Raw genomic sequence first — 23,105 nt, 5'->3', positions numbered from 1 at the left:
GATGGGTTAATTTTGTTCATTATTAAAAAATTGATCCAGAGCACTTAAATCGGAGATATTTACGCTGCGTGCTTTGCTGCCCTCAAACGGACCAACAATTCCTGCAGCTTCAAGCTGATCGATTAATCGACCGGCTCTATTGTAGCCTAACTTTAATTTTCTTTGTAATAAAGATGCAGAACCTTGTTGTGCGTTTACAATAATTTCTGCGGCTTCTCTAAATAGCGTGTCTCTTTCGGAAATGTCTATATCAAGATTGATGCCATTTTCTTCTCCAACGAACTCCGGAAGCAAATAAGCCGTGGCATATGCTTTTTGTCCACCAATAAAATCAGTAATTTTTTCAACCTCAGGAGTATCAATAAACGCGCACTGAACACGCACAACATCATTTCCGTTCGTATATAGTAAATCTCCGCGTCCAATCAGCTGATCGGCACCTTGAGTATCTAAAATTGTTCTTGAGTCAATTTTTGAAGTTACCCTAAATGCAATTCTCGCGGGGAAATTCGCTTTAATCAAACCTGTAATTACGTTTACAGATGGTCTTTGTGTTGCAATAATTAAGTGAATACCAATAGCACGCGCCAACTGAGCCAGACGAGCAATCGGAATTTCGACTTCTTTTCCAGCCGTCATAATCAAATCGGCAAACTCATCGACAACCAAAACGATGTAAGGTAAAAAACGATGACCGGCTTCTGGATTTAATTTTCTGGCTTTAAATTTATCGTTGTATTCTTTAATATTACGAACCATCGCATCTTTCAATAAGGAATAACGATTATCCATTTCAACACAAAGTGAGTTTAAAGTATTCACAACTTTTGCATTGTCTGTAATAATAGCATCTTCGGTATCAGGAAGTTTGGCTAAATAATGTCTTTCGATTTTGTTGAATAAAGTAAGCTCTACTTTTTTAGGATCCACCAAAACAAATTTTACTTCAGCTGGATGTTTTTTGTATAAAAGTGAAGTCAATACTGCATTCAAACCAACAGATTTTCCTTGTCCGGTTGCTCCAGCCATCAGTAAGTGAGGCATTTTAGCAAGATCGACAACAAAAGTCTCGTTAGAAATGGTTTTTCCTAAAGCAATTGGCAGCTCCATTTCAGCTTCCTGAAATTTAGCAGAACCAATTACACTTTTCATAGAAACCATAGTTGGGTTTTTGTTCGGAACCTCAATACCGATAGTTCCTTTTCCTGGAATTGGCGCAATAATACGAATTCCTAATGCCGAAAGTGACAAAGCAATATCATCTTCTAAACTCTTGATTTTAGAAATTCTGATTCCTGCTTCTGGTACAATTTCGTATAAAGTTACCGATGGACCAACGGTAGCTTTAATTTGAGCAATTTCAATTTTGTAGTTTCTAAGGGTATCTACAATTTTGTTTTTGTTTTCTTCTAATTCCTCCTGATTAATTGTAATGCCCCCAGTCGAATATTCTTTTAATAAATCGATGGTTGGGAATTTGTAATTTGATAAATCTAAAGTTGGGTCAAATAAACCGAAATCGGCAACCAGACGTGATGCCAGATTTTCTTCGATAATATCTTCTTCCTCAGGTTTTTCAACTACAAACTCTTCATTATGAACAGGAGTTTCTGAAATTGGATTAATATTCATCTGAACCGGTTTTAAAATAGGATTCAAATCAATTTCTGAGGCATTATTAATCGTTGGTTTTAAAGCTTCTTTGTTGATTTCAAATTGAGAATCAACAGTTTTTAGATGAATATTATCTAATTCTTCATCTACTTCCTCAACTGCAAATTCTTCAAGATTATAAGCGCTTTCTGGTTGAGGTACAGGTTTTAAAGTATTTAATTCTGATTTAAATTCGTTTTTAGTAGAATCAAAATACGATTGAATTTTTTCTGGGGATAATTTAATTTTAAAAATCAAATAAACGATTAACCCGAAAAGCAGTGTTAGCAAAGTTCCTGTTTTCCCGATATAATCCTGCAGGAATAAATTTAATTCATAGCCAATTGTTCCTCCCAATTCTGGTGCTGAAGTAGCAAAAAATCCGAATAAAATAGAAACAATGATAATGGCAAATAAATCCCAGAACCAGATATTTTTTAATTTATAAGTAGAAAGTTCCAGCGCGAAAAACATTCCCGTAAGGAAAAACAAACGCACAAATACAAAAGAAGCAAGTCCGAAACCTTTATATACAATCAAGTCCGAAAGATAAGCTCCGAATTTTCCAAGCCAGTTGTCTACTATTTCTGTACGATCTCCGAGTTCGCTTACAGCACTTTGATCAAACTGCCATTGTCCGTTTACGTAAAAAGAAATAAATGCAACTAATAATGCTACAGAAAATAGTACCAAAAGACAGCCCAAAACAAATTTTTGTTGTTTGGTAAGCTTCCAAGATTTTTTAGTCTCAGTTTTGGAATCGTTTTTTTTGTTTACAGTTTCTTTTTTGGTTGTTTTTGCCATTCTTGCGTTTCCTGTTGCCTATATAAATTTGGGGATATAAATAATCAAGCCTATAGCTATTGCTGTCAATGCGGCAAAAAATACCGCTCCTGCAGCAATATCTTTAATAAATCCAATTCTTTCGTGATAATTAGGATGAATAAAATCTGCTACTTTTTCTACAGCGGTATTCAGACCTTCAATACTTAGTACAAGACCAATTGCAAGGGTTTGAAAAAGCCATTCTTCATGAGAAATATGAAAATAAAAACCAGCAATAGTCATTATTATTCCTAACGAAAATTGTACCATAACACTATGTTCGGTACTGATTAGTTTTACAGCACCCTTAAAAGCGTAAGTAACGCTTTTAAGTCTGCCTTTAACAAAAGTATTGTCTTTTTGGAATTCCATTTTGTAAATTATAGTGCTGCTAAAGCCGCTTCGTAATTTGGTTCGTTTGCAATTTCTGCAACCTGTTCTGTATGAGTGATTTTTCCGTTTTCGTCAACAACAATAATAGCTCTTGAGTGTAAACCTGCCAATGGTCCGTCAACAATTTCTAAACCGTTTGCTTTACCAAAAGAACCAGTTTGAAAATCAGATAGATTCACTACATTTTCTAATCCTTCAGCCCCGCAGAAACGTTTTTGAGCAAATGGTAAATCTCTGGAAATACATAAAACAGTTGTGTTTTCTAAATTGCCTGCACTTGCATTGAATGTTCTAACAGAAGTTGCACAAGTTCCTGTATCTACACTTGGGAAAATATTTAAAACTAATTTTTTACCAGCAAAATTACTCAATGAAGCAACTGATAAATCGTTTTGTACTAATTTGAAATCAGCTAATTGTGAACCAACTGCTGGTAATTCGCCTGATGTATGAACTGGATTTCCTCCTAATGTTATTGAAGCCATGTTTTTTGTTTAAATTAATGAGGTTCAAAAGTAAGGATTAATATTTGAATCTAAAAGAATTTGTTGTTGCTTCTGGTAACAATTAGGAGAGTCTTAAGAGAATTATTTTTTATGGAATTTGATGGTTTTACCATGTCTGTCTGAGCGCAGTCGAAGACCTTTTGTTGAAGCGTCCTTCGACTTCGCTCAGGGTGACATTGAATCTTGTTTTTGTCTGTCAAGCTGATCGGAGTCGAAGTCCACGTAAGAAACTAATTAATCTAAAATTATTAATGTTTGTCGATATACTTTGCGGTCCTTCTACTTTGCTCAGGATGACAAACGGTTTGATTTGTCATTGCGAGGAACGAAGCAATCTCACTATTAAAGTAAATCGATAAACATGAAATGTCTAATCTGCATGAGATTGCTTCGTTCCTCGCAATGACTTTGCACATAAAAAAAAAGCGCCTCTTTACAGAAACGCTTTCTTCAGTCATGTTTTTTTGTTTTTTATTTTGAAAAAGAGGTCGATTATTTATCGATTGAACCCAGAACACGTTTCATAAACGCATTTAAAGCTTCTTTTTTATCGGTTCCCTGAACTACCATTTTATGCACTTCTAACGCACCGTACATGTTTGAGATTAATTCGCCGATTACGTCTAATTCTTCGTCTTTTAGGGACGGAATTTCGGTCATGGCTTCTAAAACTTCGATCGTTTCGATGATGTAATCCTGATCGTTTTCTTCTATAAACTGCGTTAATTGTTTTATTACGGGTAATTTCATGTTGGATTTCTTAGATTGTTTGACATTTTAGACTTCTTAGACTTTTTAGATATTAGATAAATTAAATAATCTAAAATGTCTAAAAATCTAAGCCAGTCTAACGAATCTTATTAAGCAATTGCATTAACAAGATCAATTAAAACTTCTTGTTTGTTGGTTTGTGTTTCGCCAACCAATTGTCCGTTTACAAAAGTCGCAAAGGTTGGTAAGTTGCTCACATTAGCCAATTTTCTTGATTCCGGAGAATTTTCTGCATCAACCAAAACAAAAGTGATAGCTTCATTTTCTGTTGCTAATTTTTTGAATTTTGGTTTCATAATACGGCAGTTTCCACACCATGAAGCAGAATATTGTACTACTACTTTTTCGTTTTTAGTAACTAAATCTGCTAACGTATCTTCGTTTAAGTCGATTAACATATTGTTTTTTTTAAGGTACTAAGTTGCTAAGGTTCTGAGAGGCTAAGCTTTCTTCTGGAACCGAATAACTTTAGTAAAATTGTTTTGATTTAATATAAGTTACTAGGTTCTAAGATCTAAGTTTTAATCTTAGAACCCAGTGACTGTATTGTAGAATTGTGTTTAAGATCTAAAAGTTCAGTGAAAAGCTTAGAAGCTTAGCAACTCAGAACCTCAGAAGCTTAATTTAGTTCGCACTTAAGTACTCAGCTGTACTAACTCTGTCTGCAGACATAGCTTCTTTACCAGCTTCCCAGTTTGCAGGACAAACTTCTCCTTTTTCCTGAATGTGAGTGTAAGCATCAACCATTCTTAAGTATTCGTTTACGTTACGTCCTAATGGCATATCGTTTACACTTTCGTGGAAGATTTTTCCAGTTTCGTCAATTAGGTAAGTAGCTCTGTAAGTTACGTTAGAACCTTCGATGATAACTGAATCTGTTTCTTCGCTGTATTCTGTAGAATCGATATCTAAAATTCCTAAAATGTTAGATAAGTTACGGTTTGTATCAGCAAGGATTGGGTAAGTTACACCTTCGATACCACCATTGTTTTTTGGAGTGTTTAACCAAGCAAAGTGTACTTCGTTTGTGTCGCAAGAAGCTCCGATTACGATAGTATTTCTTTTCTCGAATTCTGGTAATGCAGCTTGAAAGGCGTGTAATTCTGTTGGACATACAAAAGTAAAATCTTTTGGATACCAGAACAATAGTACTTTTTTGTTGTTGTTTACTGCTTCTTCAAAAACGTTGATTTTTAAATTATCACCCATTTCTGAGATAGCATCTACTGCAATACTTGGGAATTTTTTTCCTACTAAAGACATATTTTTCGTTTTACGTTAAAAATTTATTTGATGCAAAAGTAGGGTATAAGCCAAGTTGATTGCAATAAATTGTGATTATAAAAATTTATAAGTTGATAAATTTTGACTATTTAACTTTTTAACTTACTGAAGATCAATATTTACGGGTAAAACTCCGCTGAAAGAATTATTTTGCAAAAATTGAATTCCGGCAATTTCTTGAAATTCTTCAAAATCCTGATACGCCTGAATAAGTCCAAAAGCCTTTTTAAGATTCGGAATTATTGGCAAAACATAAGGATTTCCAAAAACGTAAATCACGCATTTTTTGGTTTGAAGCAATTCTGAAAGTAAATCCAAAACTTCTTTATTTACTTCGAAATTATTCGCAGGTTTTGCTTTCGGAATAAATAATGAAATTAAGATTGTTTCGAAATTCTCAAGTGATTTTTTTATTTCAGAAATACTGGAACCTTCTAAATTTTCAAAAGCAAATTCTGGAGAAGCTAGTTTTGAATTTAAAGTTTTAAAAAATGTATTATCTGTATTTTTATACAAACTCAATTTGGCTAATTGATTGTTTTTCTGAGCTTCAAAAACCAATTCTCTACTTGAATTATCGATGATTTTTGTAATACAGTTTTCTGCAATTTTAGTATTTAAAACAGAAGCATTTTGAAAGTTTAATTCGCCCGAAGCAAAATCACTATTTTTTAGAATGCCAACTTTTTCTTTGGCTTTCATGATACGATCGTAGCTTTCGAAAATGCGGTCTGGCGAAGCATTTTTCAGAATAAATTCAATTCCTTCGGGAACATTTTCGGCGAAACATAAAACGTCGTTTCCGGCATTAAAAGCTTCCCATTCTAATTCACCTTTTGTTTCATACAATTTAGAAACGCTGTGCATGTTTAAAGCATCAGAAATTACCAAACCGTCGTAACCTAATTTTTTTCTTAAAAGATCTTGAATTATTACTTTTGATAATGTTGCAGAAGTATCTTTTCCGTCGTTTAAACTCGGAACAGCCAAATGCCCAATCATAATAGAATCGACGTTATTTTCGATTCCTTTTATAAACGGATATAATTCGTTTTCTAATAATTCTTCTAAAGTTTCTTTTAAAACCGGCAAGCCTAAATGCGAATCTACATTGGTATTTCCATGTCCGGGAAAATGTTTTAGACATCCTAAAATCCCAACTTCAGACATTCCTTTTAAATATTCGACAGCAAAATCTGCGACTTTTTCTTTGTTTTCGCCAAAAGAACGATAACCAATAACGGGATTATTTGGATTGTTATTAATGTCTGCCAAAGGCGATAAATTGTAATGAATTCCGGCCGCTTTTAAGTCTAAACCAATTTGTTTTCCAACTTCATAAACCAAATCTGATTTACTTTCAGGCAAAGCGCCAAGCGTAATCGCGTACGGATATTGAGGTGTTTTTTCGATGCGCATTGCTAAACCCCATTCGGCATCAATACTAATTAAAAGCGGTGTTGAAGCGCATTTTTGATAACGAACAATTAAGGCTTTGATTTTTTCGTAGCTGTCGTCGTTGAAAACAACTTTTTTCTTGCTTTCGTAATTGGTCGCCGCGCTCGCACGACTGTGAAAAAACGTCAGTCCGCCAATATTATGTTTTCTGATTAAACGTTCGGTTTCCTGAATATTTTCTTCGGTATCGTTTATAAAAACAGCGGGAAAAAAGAATTGTCCCACGCGTTGTTTTAAAGCTTCGGCTGTCATTTTCATTATTATAAAGTCTTTTGCATGCAGACACTATTATCCATTTTTTCGTAAGGCGGATAATTTGGAATTATGGTATAATCTAATTTTTGGTATAAGTTAATCGCTTCGGGCTGGTTTTTCCCAGTTTCTAAAATGGTGTAAGTATAACCCACTTCTTTGGCCCAGATTTCGAGTTCTTTTAAAATTGCAGAAGCAATTCCTTTTTTGCGATGATCAGGATGCACATACATACGTTTTATTTCTGTTTTTCCTGTTTCTTTTTCGCGGAAAGCACCGCATCCCACCGGAATATCATTTTCATAATAAACAATCGTATGTTTTATTTTATCAGTTTTATTAAACTGATTGTAAAACGCATGATCTTCGCCATCCCTAATTGCCAAATCCTGATCTAATAAAGCAACCAGATTTATAAAATCGACATCGTCTGAGTTGGTTCGTTTAATATTAATCATGATTTATTGCTTTATTTGTGTGATTTTTTTCTAACATAGAAGTAAATCACAGATTTTTTGTTCTATTGTTAATTTAATCTCGCAAAGACGCAAAGTTTTTCTTTTGTTAGTTTTTAATAAACTTTGCGTCTTTGTGACTTTGTGGCAAATTTTCTTCTTGTATTTTTATTTCAGTTTAGCTTTCTTTTGTTTCGCCAATTGTTTCTTAGTTTCAATTGCTTTTTCTAATCTGTTTTTAAAACGAAATAACTTCGGAAGCCCTTCTAATCGGTCTTCAATTGTAATTTCTTCAAAAACAACAATCGCTTTTTCTAAAACCCGAATTTCGTTTTCGAGATCAAGCTGGTTTTTGTAAATCGTGGCTAAACGATCGTAAGGGTGATTTCCTTTAAAGCCTTCCGTTACATTTTCCTCATACAATTCAATTGCTTTCTCTAGATTTCCGGTTTTTTCGAACTCGGCGCCTTTTAGGTTGCGTTCGTTCTGTAAATTCTCATTGATTTCCATAGGTAAGATGTTTGATTTGGGGTTAAACTTCTTCTGATTTTTTCCCAAAATCTTTCGGGAAAATTAAAAAACGTGATAATATAAGACTTGGAATTGTGGCAATAAAAACCCAAATAAAGAAGTTTTGATAGCCTAAAAATTGTTGTATATAACCGCTCAGCATTCCCGGAAGCATCATTCCTAATGCCATAAAACCGGTTGCAAGTGCATAATGTGCTGTTTTTGATTCTCCTTCGGCAACATGAATTAAAAACATCATAAAACCTGTAAATCCAAAACCATAACCAAACTGCTCTAGTATAACGGTTAGGCAAGTATAAAGATTAAGATTAGAATTTATTTCGAAAAAATATAAATCGATGTGAAGGTGAAAAAGTGCAGCGGGCTGAAAATGCGCTAAACCAATAAATCCGAGAATTGGCAGGTGCATCGCCAAAAACATTGGAAGCATCCATTTTGTAAGTCCGTGTTTAGAAATGGCTATTCCGCCCAAAATTCCTCCAATGGTTAAAGCTAAAATTCCTAAAGTTCCATAAATGATTCCGACAGATTCGGTTTCTAAAGCCATTCCGCCCAATTCTTTTGTATCTAATAAAAACGGACTCAGCATTTTGAGCAATTGCGATTCTCCCAATCTGAAAACCAGAATAAAAGCCAATACAATACCAATTTGTTTTTTCTTAAAGAAACTCACAAAAATGTCACCGAAATTTTGATGATGATCTTTGTTTTTTTCGACAAGATTAATTTCAGTTTTTGGTGTGAATATAAAATTGTAAACCGTAATAAACGTCATTAACAAACCAACACCAATCATAGTATACGACCAAGCTTTGGTATTGTCTCCATATTTATGCTCCAGATAACCGGCTAAAAGCACAATTAAACCATTTCCGGCAAGAAGTGAAAGCCTATAAAATGTGCTTCTGATTCCTAAGAAAAAAGACTGCTGATTCTCTGGTAAAACCAATAAATAAAAACCATCACTAGCAATATCGTTGGAAGCCGAAGCAAACGCGGCAACCCAAAATATCGCCAAAGACATTATGAAAAATCCGTTTTGCGGAATCGTAAATCCGACGGCTAAAAACGCGAGGGAAATCAGCAATTGCATTGATAAAAACCATTTTCTTTTAGTTCCGTTCAATTCGATAAACGGACTCCAAAGCGGTTTTATAACCCACGGCAGATATAATAAACTGGTATAGACACCGATATCTTCGTTAGAAATTCCGAGGTTTTTGTACATAATAACCGAAACTGAAATAATAACGGCATATGGTAAACCAGATGCAAAATTAAGAAGCGGAATCCAGAACCATGGTTTATTATCTGTTTTCATTTGGCTGCGCAGGAGTATAGGTTTTAAATGTCTTTTTTAAGTCGATCGTAGTTGGGGTACTTTCGTTTGCAAAATAATCAATAAAAGTTACAGCGCAAGCTTTATACTGATTCATTTTTTGTGCAAGCACCGAAAATGTAAATTCGTTATCAATATCGCGCACTCTTACTTTTTCAATAATCTGGGTAGCGTCGTTTGTGTTGATTTTTGAAATATGATCTGCACCGTAAACTACCATATAACGCACTTTTGTATTCAGCGGCGATTTGATTGTAAAGGTGTAAAACGAACTGTCTTTTACAAATTCGTTTACGGTCGGAATATCAATTACAATTCGTTTTAAATTCGGAACTGCAGGCGGAAGCGCCGGATATTTATATTGATTATCGGCCAAAAGACGAACCACATCAAAGTTTTTGTTGATAAACCATTTAGCGCTGAAATAAGCACTTCCGCCTACTTTTTTAAAGCTTCGGGCATAATCAACCTGAGTAGGAATTTCGGTAGCAAAATTCCAGCTTTTATCGCCATCGCCTCTAATTTTGTATGAAGCGTGACCAATATAAACCGCAGTATTATTAGAGTTTTCAGACCACCATTTTACCAATTTAGAATAAGAAGCTCTCGGGTTATTCATACTCCAATACAATTGAGGCATGATGTAATCAATCCATTTTTGGTCCATCCACAAAACAGGATCGGCGTACAAATCGTCATAATTTGCTGTCGATTGTGTTTCTGAACCTTTTGGATCTACCGATTTGTTTCTCCAAACTCCAAACGGACTGATTCCGAATTGTACCCACGGTTTGCTGGCTTTTATTGTCGTAGAAATCGTGTGTACAAAATTGCTCACATTCGCTCGGCGCCAATCGGCAAGACTTAAACCGGCTCCGTATTTTTTGAAAGATGCTGTATCGTTAAATACTTTTCCGGGAACGGCATACGGATAAAAATAATCATCAAAATGTATGGCATCGATATCGTATTTATCGACAACTTCTTTTACGACTTTGGTTAAATGCGTCTGAACTTCCGGCAAAGCAGGATCGTAATAATATTTTCCGCCGTATTCAATCATCCATTCCGGATGTTTAAATAAGTCGTGATTTGGGCTTAAAAGATTTTTATTTAAATCGAAAGTCGCGCGATACGGATTCAGCCAGGCGTGAAATTCAAAACCTCTAACGTGTGCTTCTTCAATCATCCAAGCCAATGCATCGTAATACGGATTTGGAGTTACACCTTCTTTTCCGGTCAGAAAACGTGACCAAGGCGCCAATTCAGACGGGTAAAAAGCATCGCCAACGCTTCGAACTTGTACAATTACGGCATTGAAGTTTAGTTTTTTGTAAGTATCTAAAATCTCGATATAATCAGCTTTTTCTTTCTCAACGTTGTCTATGCTTGCTTTTGGCCAGTCAATATTAACAACAGTTGCAATCCAGACTCCTCTAAATTCGTTTTTTGGGTACATGGTTCTTTCCTGCGCATTAGAATTTAATGTCAAGAAAAATATAAATAGGAGAGAGAATATTACGTACTGATTTTTATGCATTTCAATGTTTTTTAACAAAAACCAAAAATAGTTTTTTTAGCTGATTATAATAAATATTTAAAGAATTATAATTTGAACGGTAATTCTTAGGATTTCATATAAAGTTAAGTTTTTATTTTTTGTCGCAGATTAGACTAATTTACATAGATTTTATTTGATATTCTTTGGCTAAAATTTTTCTCTCGCAGATTTGGCTGATATTGCAGATTTTATTGCGGTGAAAAAATCACTGCAGATTTTTATAAATAAAGCAAAAATAAATCTGCTTAATCTGCCAAATCTGCGAGAACAAAAAAATATTTCACGCAGATTTAAAAAGATTTAAGCAGATAAGCGCAGATTATTATAAATATAGCAAAAATAAATCCGCTCAATCTGCCAAATCTGCGAGAACAAAAAAATATTTCACGCAGATTTAAAAAAAAATTAAGCAGATAAGCACAGATTATTTAAAAAAATCAATTAAATCTGCTTTAATCTGTCAAATCTGCGTGAAATAAAACCCTTTTAATCAGGAAACGAAATTTTCCCCATTGTCACAGACGGAATTTTACTGTTTCCGAAATTGTAATTTCCTCCAGCCACAGTTTCGTTGGCCAAAATGGCAAATAAAACCGCTTCTTTAGCATCGCTCAAAATTCCAAGATCGTCGCTGGTGTGAAACTCGCACGGCAGTAATTCCTTTAACCATTTTACCAACAACGGATTATTCGTTCCGCCTCCCGACATATAAATATGAAAATCTTCGGGCGCTATATTCGTATTATTTATGGTAAAAAGAATTCCTTCGGCAATAGTTTCGGCACTCAGGCGTGTAAGAGTCGCAAGCAAATCTGATGCCGAAATGTTTTGCAAACCTGTTTTTGAAAGCGCTTTTTGTACAAATTCAAAATTAAAAACTTCCTGACCAATCGATTTTGGGAAACTTTTCTGGAAGAACGCATCTTTTTTTAGTTCTGCTAAAAGCGTTTGATTTACCGTACCGCTTTGCGCAATTTCAGCATCTTTATCATAACTTTTTTCGGGGAAATAATGTTTGGTGTAAATATCAATTAAGGTATTTGCCGTTCCGGTATCGGTAACAAAAACGTCTTCGGCGTTTAGAGAAGCGGGGAGATAGGTATAATTGGCAATTCCGCCCATGTTGAGCATAATTCGGTTTTCGTCTTTTTTGCCAAACAAAATATAATCTCCGTACACGGCCAGAGGCGCGCCTTCGCCACCCGCAGCGACATGTTTCTGTCTGAAATCAGAAAGTGTAATGATTCCGGTTTTGACCGCAATATGATCGCCATCGCCAATTTGCAAAGTCGCATTCGGAAATTTTTCCTGCTGATGCAAAAACTTAGGCGCATGCAAAACCGTTTGTCCGTGCGAAGCGATTAAGTCGACTTCGTGTGCGGGAATATTCCATTTCTGCAAAAGATCGTTTACCAACCCCGCATGCAAAAGCGCAATCCATTCGTTGAGCAAAACCAAATGCTGAAAATCGATTGTTTTTTGAGCAAAAACTTTACGGATTTCGGTTTTAATTTCTTCCGAATAACTAATAGTTTCAAACTCCGCAATTTTTACCTGAGTTGTTTCGCCACTTCCAGAAATTTCGCAAAGCGCCACATCAAGCCCGTCAAGCGAAGTTCCAGACATTAAACCGATTATTTTTCGGGTTTGTTTTTGGGAGATTTGGTAGAGGGTTGATATGTTTTTGTTCATTTTTTTTGAAGTGGTTTGTTTTTGATATAAATGTAGTAAATAATGAATATTTGTTATTTTGAAATCTTTCTGTTAAATAAACAGGTATAATTACGTGGTTGTACAGATTATCTAATTTATATTTTTGGAAATTATGGTTTTGCGTAAAATAGTATAATTTATACTTTTTAGCTTTGGTTTGTTTTTTTATTTAGAAAAAAAATAAATATTATTTAATTATAATTTTAAAATAACTTAATATGGATAAAAATGCCGTTGTAGATACTATTTATTATTTAGACGAAGAAAGAAAAAAACTTTGGGAAAGACTAAATTATTTAGAAAATGAAATTGAAAAAAAGACTTCCGATTTTGAGAAAGATGCTAAGCAGTCTTCTAGAAAAGCCTCAGAATTTAGAAATAAAAGTAATGAAGCAAAAGATTTAGCTATTCAATATGCTGAAATTTCTGCTGAAAAAATGCGAGAAGCTAAAACTTGCCTAACAAATATTAAATCCATTGAAACTAGATCAGAAAGTAGTTTTCAAAAAATTGATAAATTTAGTATTGATTTAGATTCTCGCTCAAAAAAAATCAATGAGAATCTTATTGCTTTAGAAGAAAATTTTCAAGAAAATGAATCGTTTATTGAAAAACTTGAAACACTTGAAGGTCATTTTGAAAATGGAGAGGTGATAAGTGGTAAGATAGAAACGTTGCAAAAATCTATTCAATCTAAGAAAAGAGATATTGACACTTTATATCGAGACCTATTTGGTTATGTTGAGACTGAAACAAATGAAGAAGGTGTAGAGATTGAGACAAAAGTAGAAGGATTAAAAGATCAGATTCAAAGTACATATGAATCATTAGAAGAAGATTTTGCTAATCTTGAAAAAGATATTTCACTGATAAGACGTGACACAATGGAAGGCTATAATAATTTTATTAAAGAAAAAGAAGCAAATTATCAGAAAATTGAAAAGAAATGGAATAGTGATTATAATTCTGTTTTAAATAAAATAAATAAACTTCTTCCTAATGCTTTAACTACAGGATTATCATTTGCATATTCTGAAAAGAAAGATAGAGAAATTGAAGACAGTAAAAAATTCGCCATTACTTTTAGAATTGCCGCTTTAGGTTTAGCTGGGGTTTCTTTAATTCCTTTTTGTTTAAGTATCTTTTTTATTTTTGAGAAAAAGACCTTAATTGAGGTTCTAGAATATAGTCCTAGATTTGTGCTTGCTATTATACCATTATACATACCGGTTTTATGGATTGCTTATTCTGCAAATAAAAAACTAAATCTTTCAAAAAGACTTATTGAAGAATATACGCATAAGGAAGTATTGAGTAAGACATTTGAAGGTCTGTCACATCAAATTAACTCAATCGATGACGAGGAACTATCAAATGATTTGAAAATAAAATTGCTCTATAATATTTTAAGTGTTAGTTCTGAAAACCCAGGAAAATTAATTTCAGATTATAATAAATCGGATCATCCTTTGATGGATGCTCTTGAAAAAAGTGCTAATTTATCAGACGCAGTTGAAAAGTTAGAAAAAATCCCAGGTCTTTCAAAAATTGCAAGAATTTTAGATAATAAATCTAAAAAAATATTAAAAGAACAGGCTGATAAAGTTGATGCTACATTAGGCGAAATTGTTGAAGAAACTCTTGAAAATGAATAGGTATGTCTAAAATTTCTGTAAATTACGAAAAATCATTTGATAAACTTATAGAGAAACTCCAACTTCTTTTGAAAAATGAGGATGGGCATCTTACTTGCATTAACAATATGGGGAATTTTAATGTAAATTCTCCGATTGGAGTTTTTAAAGGAACTTATGTTTATAAAAACAATATAATTTCAATAAATCTTGATAAAAAACCATTTTTTATTAGTACAAGATTAATTGAAAATGAAGTAAAGAAATATTTATTAGAAAACTAATAATAAAAAATTATGACGACTGAAATTATTATTGGATCAATAGGACTCGTAATAGCGATTATCACTTTTGTACAAAGTCAAAAACCGCAAGAAATTAAATTTATTGAGCCAAAAGAGGAAATGGATAACCTCAAAATAAATTTTAAAGTAAATCAAAAAACTTCTTTGGAAGTTCAAGATTTATTGGAAAAATATATTGAAAAAAATAATTGCTCTAATCAATTGTTTTTTCAGAATTTGACTTTTGCGAAATATTTAGAATTTATTAAAAGTAATTATGAGGAATGTTTGTCAGAAACTATATATCAAAGAACACTTTCTAACGAAATTTACACAAGACCAATTATTGAGAGTATGACAAGTTCTTTACAAAATCAATATAATAATTTATTGCTTGTAAAGAATTACATTAAGTCTCTAGGTTAAAATATTAAAAAGTAAGTTAATTCTTTCTTTTTGTAAAAAAGTATTATCTTTACTTCGCAAAACAATCAAAGGAGAAATCCTAAACTTTTTTAAAATAAAAATAAGCGAATACCTCGCCACGGTGAAGGAACGGGAAACTGTCCTAAATCATTCCTTTGAATGTTTTGCACACCTAAAGCGAGGTATTTGTGTATCTAACATTTTCTATTATGCAAAAAGAAAATCAAAAAACATCACATCACGATGTTATGCCCTCCGTGGCCAATTTCGTTTCAGACCTTTGGTTTGAGGGCGATTTTAAAGAACAGCCTTTGTACCTACAGGAAATTTTTGAGTTAATGCTCACAACAGAATTTGGCGACGATCGGGATTTAAGACTCAAAATGCTAAGCTGTTTAAGAACCAGCAGAAATCTGGCAGAAACTTTGTCTGCGTTTTCAGATAAACAGATTCTTAAGGCTTGTAGTAATGTTGTGGTTGCTAAAGCTGTTTAAGGTTTGTTTTTAGAATATTATTTAAAGCTTCGCGATTGCGGAGCTTTTTTTGTGTTTTGAATCCGCAATTTTGTCATTTCGACTGAAAGGAGAAATCGCACTCATAACCACAAAGATTGTCGCCAATTGTTACGGAATTTCTAGTGTGATTTACTTCGTCTGTTCGCTATCGCTCGAGTCTCCTCCGTCGAAATGACAAACTGTGTGGATTCTTTGTCGAGTTTCTAGTGAGATTGCTTCGTTCCTCGCAATGACAAGATTGGGGAAATACCTAAATAAAATTCTAATTTTTTATCCCTAAGTTTCCAAGCCAAATTCTGAATTGTTTTGTATGTTCGTTTCTTTAAATCTCAATTATTTAATACTGTATGAAATCAACATCGGCTTATATTTTTCATTTTTTGTATTGGGTTTGGTTTATCTATTTTTTCGTTTATATCGTAAATGAGATTTATACGCTTAGCCAAATCTTAATAGGTGAAAGAATACTTTTTATGCTGATTTCTACTTTAGGTTTATTTTTTGTGGGACTTTTTCTTTTCTTATTTACGCTCACTCTTGAAATTTCGAGCGAGTTAAATAAGCGTTTACGATCTGGTTCTCTTGTTTTGTGTGTGATTTTGCTTGTTGTATTTTTTGTTGTTTTCAGAGGCAATAGCGATTTGAGATTGTAGTTTGTTCAGGAAATTTTTGTGCCTTAGCGTCTTCGTGGCAAAAAGGAATAAAAAAACTTAGAACCTTAGGGCCTCAGTACCTCAGAACCTCAAAAAAAACCTATTTTTGTAACTCAGAATAAAAAAGAATATAATGTCAATACAAGAGGAGTTACAGCAATTATCGGCATCATTAGAAGGAACACTTTTATACGATGAACTTCATAAAACGCTTTATTCGACCGATGCTTCGGTGTACAGAATAAAACCAAAAGCGGTAGCAGTACCCAAAACTATTGAAGATATTGCAAAACTGATCCGGTTTGCGGCGCGTCACGAGATTTCGGTTACGCCGAGAACTGCGGGAACTTCTTTGGCGGGACAAGCGGTTGGCGACGGACTTGTAATTGATGTTTCTAAAAACTTTACTAAGATTCTGGATTTTGATCCGATTAAAAAAACGGTTATGGTGCAGCCGGGCGTTATTCGCGACGAACTGAATTTATTCTTAAAACCCCACGGTGTATTTTTTGCACCCATTACTTCGACTTCTAACCGCGCTATGATTGGCGGAATGGTTGGAAATAATTCTTCTGGAACAACTTCGATTCGATACGGCGTTACGCGCGATAAAATTGTAGAACTAAAAGGAATTTTGAGCGACGGTTCTGAGGTTGTTTTTAAAGATTTGACTTCGGCTGAATTTATCGAAAAAACAAAAGGTGACACTTTAGAAAATAAAATATACAAAACGATTTACGATGAGCTTTCAGTTGAAGCGACTCAGAAAGAAATCATAAAAGAGTTTCCGAAACCTGAAATCCATCGTAGAAATACAGGTTATGCGGTTGATATTCTCTTAAAATCAGAATTATTTGGCGGAACAGAACCTACCATAAATCTTGGAAAACTGCTTTGCGGGAGCGAAGGAACTTTAGTTTTTACGACCGAAGCAACTTTAAAAGTAGACGATTTACCGCCGGCTCATAATATTATGGTTGTGGCGCATTATCATACGATTCAGGAATCTTTAGAATCGGTTGTGATAGCTATGAAACATCATTTGTACACTTGCGAAATGATTGACGACACGATTTTGGATTGTACGAAAACCAATCGCGAACACGTAAAAAATCGTTTCTTTTTAGTTGGAGAACCTAAAGCAATTATGATGTTTGAAGTGGCTTCGCATTCTTTAGAAGATGCAGAAAAACAAGCCGATGCTTTAATTGCTGATTTAGAGAAACATAATTTTGGTTACGCCAGCGTAAAGATTTACGGTGCTGATATTGATAAAGCAAACGAACTCAGAAAAGCCGGACTTGGACTTCTTGGAAGTATCGTTGGCGATAACAAAGCTGCCGATTCTATTGAAGATACAGCGGTTGAAGTAAATGATTTACCAGAATATATTGCAGAATTTTCGGCAATGATGCTGCGTCACGGTCAGGAAGCGATTTATTATGCGCATGCCGGAGCGGGAGAACTGCATTTGCGTCCGGTTTTGAATTTGAAGAAAACCGAAGATTTAAAATTATTTAGAACCATTGCGACCGATGTTGCGCATTTGGTAAAAAAATATAGAGGTTCATTAAGCGGTGAACACGGCGATGGAATCGTACGCGGGGAGTTTATTCCGTTCATGATTGGCGAGAAAAATTACGATTTGCTGAAACGTATTAAACTTGCTTTTGATCCTAATTCTGTTTTGAATGTCGGCAAGATTGTCAACGCATGGAAAATGGACGAGAATCATCGTGTGATTTCGGGAAGAGTAGAACCGGATATTAAAACGTTTCAAGATTTCTCAGACAGTTTAGGAATTTTGCGTGCGGCCGAAAAATGCAACGGTTCGGGAGATTGCAGAAAATTGCCATCGGCAGGAGGAGCGATGTGTCCGAGTTATCGTGCTACAAAAAACGAAAAAGAAACGACACGTGCCAGAGCAAATGCTTTACGCGAATATTTGACGTATTCTGAAAAAGAAAATAAATTTGACCAGAAAGAACTTTACGAAGTTTTTGAGTTGTGTGTAAGCTGTAAAGCCTGCGCAAGCGAATGTCCGAGTAATGTGGATGTTGCGACTTTAAAAGCCGAATTTTTATACCAATACCAAAAAGCAAACGGATTTTCGACCCGAAATAAGATTTTTGCCAATAACGCAAAACTCAATAAAATGGGAAGCAAATTCCCGTCGATAACCAATTTCATTTCGAATCAGTCTTTCGTTAAAAAAACAATGGGAATCGCGCCGGAAAGACAAGTGCCGCTTTTGGCGAAAAAGACTTTTAAGAAATGGTACGCGAATCAAAAACCAAAAAACACAGATTTTTACAACGGAAAAGTGTATTTGTTTAACGATGAATTCACTAATTATTACGATGTAAATATCGGAATCGATGCTTTTGAATTATTGACGAAATTAGGTTACGAAGTTCTAATTGTAGATCATGAAGAAAGCGGAAGAACGTATCTTTCGAAAGGATTTTTGGAAGAAGCCAAGAAAATTGCCAATCATAATGTTACCGTTTTCAAAGATATCATTTCAGGAAATACACCTTTAATCGGAATTGAACCTTCGGCAATTCTAACTTTTAGAGATGAATATTTACGCCTTGCGGATGATAAGGAAAACGCAGAAAAATTATCCCGAAATGCTTTTACAATCGAAGAATTTTTCAAAAAAGAAATCATCGACGGAAAAATAACGCCAGATTCATTTTCTGAAGAAAAGAAAGAAATTAAAATTCACGGACATTGTCATCAGAAATCATTAAGTTCTGTTGAAGCGACTTTCGCGATGCTGAATATTCCTAAAAATAATACGGTTACAATTTATAATTCCGGCTGTTGCGGCATGGCGGGATCTTTTGGTTACGAAAAAGAACATTATAATGTAAGTATGCAAATGGGAGAAGATACGCTTTTCCCAAAAGTACGTGCCACCGCCGAAAACGTAAAAATAGCCGCTGCAGGAACTTCATGCCGTCACCAAATTTATGACGGAACGAAGAGAGAAGCACAGCATCCGGTTACGATTTTGAGAAGTTGTCTAAAGTGATTTAACCACAAAATTCGCAAGGATTTTTTGTTTCACGCAGATTTGGCAGATTTAGCGGATTTTGGAAATAAAAAAAAATCTGCTCAATCTGCCAAATCTGCGAGAGAAAAAATATATAGCACTCTGATAGTTATTGGGAGCGAAAAAATAAATTCGAGAAATTAGTGTAATTCGTGGCAAAAAAAAATCGCAGCTAAAACAAAATCGTTTTATATATTTGAAATCAAGATAATTTTTGCATTATTTGCAAAATAAAAGCTTAAAGACTAAATTAAATTAATTTTAACCGCAAACCAATATATGGCATTTTCAAGTTTATTCCGAAAAAAGACGGTACAAGATATATTAAGACAAGTAGCAAAAAACGAAGCCGACGGTCATGAGGCGCTTGGAAAGCATTTAACGACTAGAGATTTAACCGCTTTTGGAATTGCAGCAATTGTTGGTGCCGGTATTTTTAGTACCATCGGAAAAGCAAGTGCAGACGGAGGTCCGGCAGTTATTTTCTTGTTTTTATTTACAGCATTAGCGTGTAGTTTTGCGGCTTTTGCTTACGCCGAATTTGCTTCGATGGTTCCAGTTTCAGGAAGTGCTTATACATATTCTTATGTTGCTTTTGGAGAGATCATTGCCTGGATTATTGGCTGGGCTTTAATTATGGAATACGCCGTCGGGAATATAACGGTCGCGATATCTTGGAGTGATTATTTTACAGGACTGCTCCAGAGTGGCGGCATTCATCTCCCGCAATGGATTCAGATGGATTATCTAACAGCGTCAAACGGTTATGCAGATGCCGAAGCGTTAATCAGAAGCGGAAAATCTTTCGAAAATCTTAGCGTTGCATTACAAGCTGCTCATACGGCCTGGACAACAGCGCCAACTATAGGATCATTTCATTTTGTTGCCGATTTACCAGCTTTATTTATCATTATTTTGATTACGGCTTTGGTTTACAGAGGAATGAAAGAATCTCGTAATGCGAGTAACTTAATGGTTGTGGTAAAACTTTGTATCGTTCTTTTGGTAATTGCAGTTGGTGTTTTTTATGTAGATACAGCCAATTGGGATCCGTTTGCACCAAATGGAGTAAGTGGTGTTCTTAAAGGAGTTTCAGCAGTTTTCTTTGCTTATATTGGTTTTGACGCCATTTCTACAACAGCAGAAGAATGTAAAAACCCACAACGCGATTTACCTCGTGGTATGATGTGGGCCATTATTATTTGTACTATTTTATATATTGCCATTGCCTTGGTTTTAACCGGAATGGTGCGTTATAACGAATTAAATGTTGGAGATCCTTTAGCATTTGTTTTCGAAAAATTAAACCTAAAATGGATGTCAGGAATTATCGCCGTAAGTGCCGTAATTGCTATGGCGAGCGTTTTATTGGTTTTCCAGATGGGACAACCTCGTATCTGGATGAGTATGAGCCGTGACGGTTTATTGCCAAAGAAATTCTCTACAGTTCACCCAAAATTCAAAACGCCATCTTTTGCTACAATCGTAACCGGATTTGTGGTTGCTATTCCGGCTTTGTTTTTAAATCTTACTATGGTAACTGATTTATGCAGTATAGGAACTTTATTTGCCTTCGTTTTAGTTTGTGCCGGAGTTTTGGTTTTACAGAACAAACCAGAAATTCCACGCGGAAAATTCAAAACGCCTTATATCAATTCAAAATATATTCTTCCGGTTTTAATGATCGCCGGAATTTATTATGCATTTGCTTTCAACAACAAAGCTACAATGGCTTTTATTAATAATGAAGCGCAAACTTTTGATGCAACAACAATTGTAACTTCTTTAGATAAAACAGATTCTGATAAAGTTTTTAATTATTTAAAAAGTATTGACGTTAGTAACAAAACTGCCGAAACATCAGATTTAGAGCATTTATTAAGTCAATATCAAGACGACGAAGTAAAATATGCAGAAGTTGTAAAAGGACTTCCTATTAGTGATTCCTTAAAATACGAAACAGGTTTTAGCTTATTCAAACACAAAATTCCAATGTGGATTTTCTTGTTTGTTTTGGTTGGATTAGCGGTTTGGTCATTCAGACAAAATTTATCTTTGATTCCGCTTTTAGGATTAATCTGCTGTCTGTATATGATGGCCGAATTAAGCGTTTGGAACTGGATTTATTTTACAATCTGGTTGCTTATCGGACTTTTGATTTACTTTACTTATAGTAGAAAAAATAGTAAGCTTAATGCTCAGGTTATAAGTTAAGAGTTATAAATTATAAATAAAAAAGCCGTTCTGAAATTAATCTTAGAACGGCTTTTTTATTTTTTGCTTCCCGCAGATTTTGCAGATTAAGGAGATTTCTTTGTTAATTAAATGATCTGCCTAATCTGCTAAATCTGCGAGAAAAAAAGTTTAGCCTTCGACAAATAATCTACAAAACCCCAAGCTCAACCATACAAGTCTTCATCATTTCGTAAGTACGCTCAATATCATTATCCAATCCAATAGAAAAACGAATCAAACCATCTGTCAATCCCATTTCGTGTTGTTCTTCTAACGGAATCTCACTAGATGTAGAAGTTCCCGGCGCGCTGAATAGTGTTTTATAAAAACCTAAACTTACCGCCAGATAACCAAGATTTCTGGTTTGCATTAGCTCCATTAATTCATTCGCTTTCGCTAAAGTGCCAACATCGATTGTCATCATGCCGCCAAAACCATATTCCGGATTAATCATCGTTTTGTACAATTCATGACTTGGGTGACTTTTTAATCCGGGATAAACTGTTTTTAAACCGTCATTTTCAAATTTAGTGGCTAAGTATGCGGCATTATAACTGTGCTGTTTAATTCTGATATGAAGCGTACGAAGATTTTTCATTACACTTGCAGAACGCAAACTGTCCATAGTTGGCCCTAAAAGCATACTTGCGCCAGAATTGACATTTTTCAGTGCATTAATAAATTCCTTAGAAGCACAAGTCACGCCGCCAACCGTGTCGCTGCTTCCGTTAATATATTTCGTCAAGGAATGAATTACAATATCTGCCCCCAATTTTGCCGGAGAAACCGATAAAGGCGAAAATGTATTATCTACAACCAATTTCAGATTGTGTTTTTTGGCAATTTTAGCCAAACCAGTAATATCTGCAACTTCTAAAAGCGGATTACTTACTGTTTCACAATACAAAACTTTGGTTTTAGAAGTAATTGCTTTTTCTACAACATCTAATTTTGTGATGTCAACAAAACTTGTTTCAATTCCGAAACGTGGTGTAAAGTTTTTAAGGAAAGCATAAGTACCTCCATAAATCGTTCTGCTCGAAACAATGTGATCGCCCGCACCACATAACTGCAGTAGAGTAGGCGTAATCGCTCCCATTCCCGAAGCCGAAACATTTGCTGTTTCCGTGCCTTCCATCGCCGCCAAAGCCTGGTCTAAATACAAATTACTCGGCGAAGAATGGCGCGAATACAAATAACAGCCTTCCATGTTGCCTTCAAAAGTATCAAACATGGTTTTTGCCGATAAAAAAGTGTAAGTAGAAGAATCTGAAATCGACGGATTTACACCGCCAAATTCACCGAAATATTGTAAATCCTGGATTTTGTCTGCTGGGTTGAAGTTTTTCATTTTTTGTCATTGCGAGGAACGAAGCAATCTCATCCTCTGATTAATATTGTTTTTTTGTTTCAGGTTTCAAGTTTCAGGTTGTTGTAACTTGAAACCTGAAACCTGAAACTATTTTTTTTAAGAACATTTATTTTTAAAATAAATTCCATTCAAAATACGATCTATTTAGAAAATTAATCAATAAGTGAAGATAAAATTAGATTTT

The 23,105-nt window shown here is 34.5% G+C and carries 19 protein-coding genes; 6 read left to right on the top strand and 13 right to left on the bottom strand.

Features of this window, described 5'->3' with window-relative positions; all coding sequences use genetic code 11:
* Nucleotides 1–6: 6 nt before the first annotated feature.
* From EV144_RS06750 to EV144_RS06695, 12 genes are all read right to left on the bottom strand, one after another.
* Complete coding sequence (locus tag EV144_RS06750; RefSeq protein ID WP_134147283.1) at nt 7–2,457, bottom strand: FtsK/SpoIIIE family DNA translocase; 2,451 nt, start codon at nt 2,455–2,457, stop codon at nt 7–9.
* An 18-nt stretch (nt 2,458–2,475) separates the two neighbouring features.
* Complete coding sequence (locus EV144_RS06745) at nt 2,476–2,850, bottom strand: diacylglycerol kinase family protein (RefSeq protein WP_134147281.1); 375 nt, start codon at nt 2,848–2,850, stop codon at nt 2,476–2,478.
* An 8-nt stretch (nt 2,851–2,858) separates the two neighbouring features.
* Nucleotides 2,859–3,356, bottom strand: coding sequence for a thiol peroxidase (gene tpx / locus EV144_RS06740; RefSeq protein ID WP_134147279.1), 498 nt, complete (start codon nt 3,354–3,356; stop codon nt 2,859–2,861).
* Nucleotides 3,357–3,869: 513 nt separating this feature from the next.
* On the bottom strand, nt 3,870–4,127 hold the full coding sequence (locus EV144_RS06735) for a DUF6952 family protein (protein ID WP_017495510.1): 258 nt from the start codon (nt 4,125–4,127) through the stop codon (nt 3,870–3,872).
* Between the two features lie 110 nt (nt 4,128–4,237).
* On the bottom strand, nt 4,238–4,546 hold the full coding sequence (locus EV144_RS06730; RefSeq protein ID WP_134147277.1) for a thioredoxin family protein: 309 nt from the start codon (nt 4,544–4,546) through the stop codon (nt 4,238–4,240).
* Between the two features lie 226 nt (nt 4,547–4,772).
* A complete protein-coding gene (locus EV144_RS06725; RefSeq protein ID WP_134147275.1) occupies nt 4,773–5,411 on the bottom strand; it encodes a peroxiredoxin in 639 nt (212 codons plus the stop codon).
* Nucleotides 5,412–5,534: 123 nt separating this feature from the next.
* Nucleotides 5,535–7,148, bottom strand: coding sequence for a glycoside hydrolase family 3 protein (locus tag EV144_RS06720; protein WP_134147274.1), 1,614 nt, complete (start codon nt 7,146–7,148; stop codon nt 5,535–5,537).
* Between the two features lie 2 nt (nt 7,149–7,150).
* On the bottom strand, nt 7,151–7,600 hold the full coding sequence (locus EV144_RS06715) for a GNAT family N-acetyltransferase (protein WP_134147272.1): 450 nt from the start codon (nt 7,598–7,600) through the stop codon (nt 7,151–7,153).
* Between the two features lie 165 nt (nt 7,601–7,765).
* Complete coding sequence (locus EV144_RS06710) at nt 7,766–8,107, bottom strand: hypothetical protein (protein WP_134147271.1); 342 nt, start codon at nt 8,105–8,107, stop codon at nt 7,766–7,768.
* Between the two features lie 22 nt (nt 8,108–8,129).
* On the bottom strand, nt 8,130–9,449 hold the full coding sequence (locus EV144_RS06705) for an MFS transporter (RefSeq protein WP_134147270.1): 1,320 nt from the start codon (nt 9,447–9,449) through the stop codon (nt 8,130–8,132).
* Complete coding sequence (locus EV144_RS06700) at nt 9,436–11,007, bottom strand: glycoside hydrolase family 10 protein (RefSeq protein WP_134147268.1); 1,572 nt, start codon at nt 11,005–11,007, stop codon at nt 9,436–9,438. Before EV144_RS06700 ends, EV144_RS06705 begins: the two co-directional genes overlap by 14 nt.
* Before the next feature lie 507 nt (nt 11,008–11,514).
* Entirely contained in the window at nt 11,515–12,720 is a 1,206-nt protein-coding gene (locus tag EV144_RS06695) for an anhydro-N-acetylmuramic acid kinase (RefSeq protein WP_134147266.1), read from the bottom strand.
* A 239-nt stretch (nt 12,721–12,959) separates the two neighbouring features.
* Between EV144_RS06695 and EV144_RS06690 the strand changes: the two genes are divergently transcribed.
* From EV144_RS06690 to EV144_RS06665, 6 genes are all read left to right on the top strand, one after another.
* The gene (locus EV144_RS06690; RefSeq protein ID WP_134147264.1) at nt 12,960–14,396 is read left to right on the top strand and encodes a hypothetical protein; all 1,437 of its coding nucleotides are present in this window, start codon (nt 12,960–12,962) and stop codon (nt 14,394–14,396) included.
* Between the two features lie 2 nt (nt 14,397–14,398).
* The gene (locus EV144_RS06685) at nt 14,399–14,659 is read left to right on the top strand and encodes a hypothetical protein (RefSeq protein WP_134147262.1); all 261 of its coding nucleotides are present in this window, start codon (nt 14,399–14,401) and stop codon (nt 14,657–14,659) included.
* Nucleotides 14,660–14,671: 12 nt separating this feature from the next.
* The gene (locus tag EV144_RS06680; RefSeq protein WP_134147261.1) at nt 14,672–15,085 is read left to right on the top strand and encodes a hypothetical protein; all 414 of its coding nucleotides are present in this window, start codon (nt 14,672–14,674) and stop codon (nt 15,083–15,085) included.
* A 209-nt stretch (nt 15,086–15,294) separates the two neighbouring features.
* Nucleotides 15,295–15,579 carry a hypothetical protein gene (locus EV144_RS06675; RefSeq protein ID WP_134147259.1) on the top strand — a complete coding sequence of 95 codons (285 nt, stop codon included), beginning with the start codon at nt 15,295–15,297 and terminating at the stop codon, nt 15,577–15,579.
* A gap of 807 nt (nt 15,580–16,386) precedes the next feature.
* Entirely contained in the window at nt 16,387–19,293 is a 2,907-nt protein-coding gene (locus EV144_RS06670; RefSeq protein ID WP_134147258.1) for an FAD-binding and (Fe-S)-binding domain-containing protein, read from the top strand.
* Between the two features lie 300 nt (nt 19,294–19,593).
* Nucleotides 19,594–21,528 (top strand): amino acid permease, encoded by a 1,935-nt coding sequence (locus EV144_RS06665; protein WP_134147257.1) that lies wholly within the window; start codon nt 19,594–19,596, stop codon nt 21,526–21,528.
* A 169-nt stretch (nt 21,529–21,697) separates the two neighbouring features.
* Here EV144_RS06665 and EV144_RS06660 read toward each other — a convergent pair whose 3' ends face one another.
* Entirely contained in the window at nt 21,698–22,900 is a 1,203-nt protein-coding gene (locus EV144_RS06660; RefSeq protein ID WP_134147255.1) for an aminotransferase class I/II-fold pyridoxal phosphate-dependent enzyme, read from the bottom strand.
* Nucleotides 22,901–23,105 lie beyond the last annotated feature (205 nt).

The organism is Flavobacterium sp. 270, assembly GCF_004368785.1.
Lineage (GTDB): Bacteria > Bacteroidota > Bacteroidia > Flavobacteriales > Flavobacteriaceae > Flavobacterium.
This window is presented reverse-complemented; position numbering and strand designations above follow the sequence as displayed.

Bases quoted from the DNA above. Each gene is read 5' to 3' on its own strand.
- EV144_RS06750 (WP_134147283.1), bottom strand. From the start codon at position 2,457: ATGGCAAAAACAACCAAAAAAGAAACTGTAAACAAAAAAAACGATTCC.
- EV144_RS06745 (WP_134147281.1), bottom strand. From the start codon at position 2,850: ATGGAATTCCAAAAAGACAATACTTTTGTTAAAGGCAGACTTAAAAGC.
- tpx (WP_134147279.1), bottom strand. From the start codon at position 3,356: ATGGCTTCAATAACATTAGGAGGAAATCCAGTTCATACATCAGGCGAA.
- EV144_RS06735 (WP_017495510.1), bottom strand. From the start codon at position 4,127: ATGAAATTACCCGTAATAAAACAATTAACGCAGTTTATAGAAGAAAAC.
- EV144_RS06730 (WP_134147277.1), bottom strand. From the start codon at position 4,546: ATGTTAATCGACTTAAACGAAGATACGTTAGCAGATTTAGTTACTAAA.
- EV144_RS06725 (WP_134147275.1), bottom strand. From the start codon at position 5,411: ATGTCTTTAGTAGGAAAAAAATTCCCAAGTATTGCAGTAGATGCTATC.
- EV144_RS06720 (WP_134147274.1), bottom strand. From the start codon at position 7,148: ATGAAAATGACAGCCGAAGCTTTAAAACAACGCGTGGGACAATTCTTT.
- EV144_RS06715 (WP_134147272.1), bottom strand. From the start codon at position 7,600: ATGATTAATATTAAACGAACCAACTCAGACGATGTCGATTTTATAAAT.
- EV144_RS06710 (WP_134147271.1), bottom strand. From the start codon at position 8,107: ATGGAAATCAATGAGAATTTACAGAACGAACGCAACCTAAAAGGCGCC.
- EV144_RS06705 (WP_134147270.1), bottom strand. From the start codon at position 9,449: ATGAAAACAGATAATAAACCATGGTTCTGGATTCCGCTTCTTAATTTT.
- EV144_RS06700 (WP_134147268.1), bottom strand. From the start codon at position 11,007: ATGCATAAAAATCAGTACGTAATATTCTCTCTCCTATTTATATTTTTC.
- EV144_RS06695 (WP_134147266.1), bottom strand. From the start codon at position 12,720: ATGAACAAAAACATATCAACCCTCTACCAAATCTCCCAAAAACAAACC.
- EV144_RS06690 (WP_134147264.1), top strand. From the start codon at position 12,960: ATGGATAAAAATGCCGTTGTAGATACTATTTATTATTTAGACGAAGAA.
- EV144_RS06685 (WP_134147262.1), top strand. From the start codon at position 14,399: ATGTCTAAAATTTCTGTAAATTACGAAAAATCATTTGATAAACTTATA.
- EV144_RS06680 (WP_134147261.1), top strand. From the start codon at position 14,672: ATGACGACTGAAATTATTATTGGATCAATAGGACTCGTAATAGCGATT.
- EV144_RS06675 (WP_134147259.1), top strand. From the start codon at position 15,295: ATGCAAAAAGAAAATCAAAAAACATCACATCACGATGTTATGCCCTCC.
- EV144_RS06670 (WP_134147258.1), top strand. From the start codon at position 16,387: ATGTCAATACAAGAGGAGTTACAGCAATTATCGGCATCATTAGAAGGA.
- EV144_RS06665 (WP_134147257.1), top strand. From the start codon at position 19,594: ATGGCATTTTCAAGTTTATTCCGAAAAAAGACGGTACAAGATATATTA.
- EV144_RS06660 (WP_134147255.1), bottom strand. From the start codon at position 22,900: ATGAAAAACTTCAACCCAGCAGACAAAATCCAGGATTTACAATATTTC.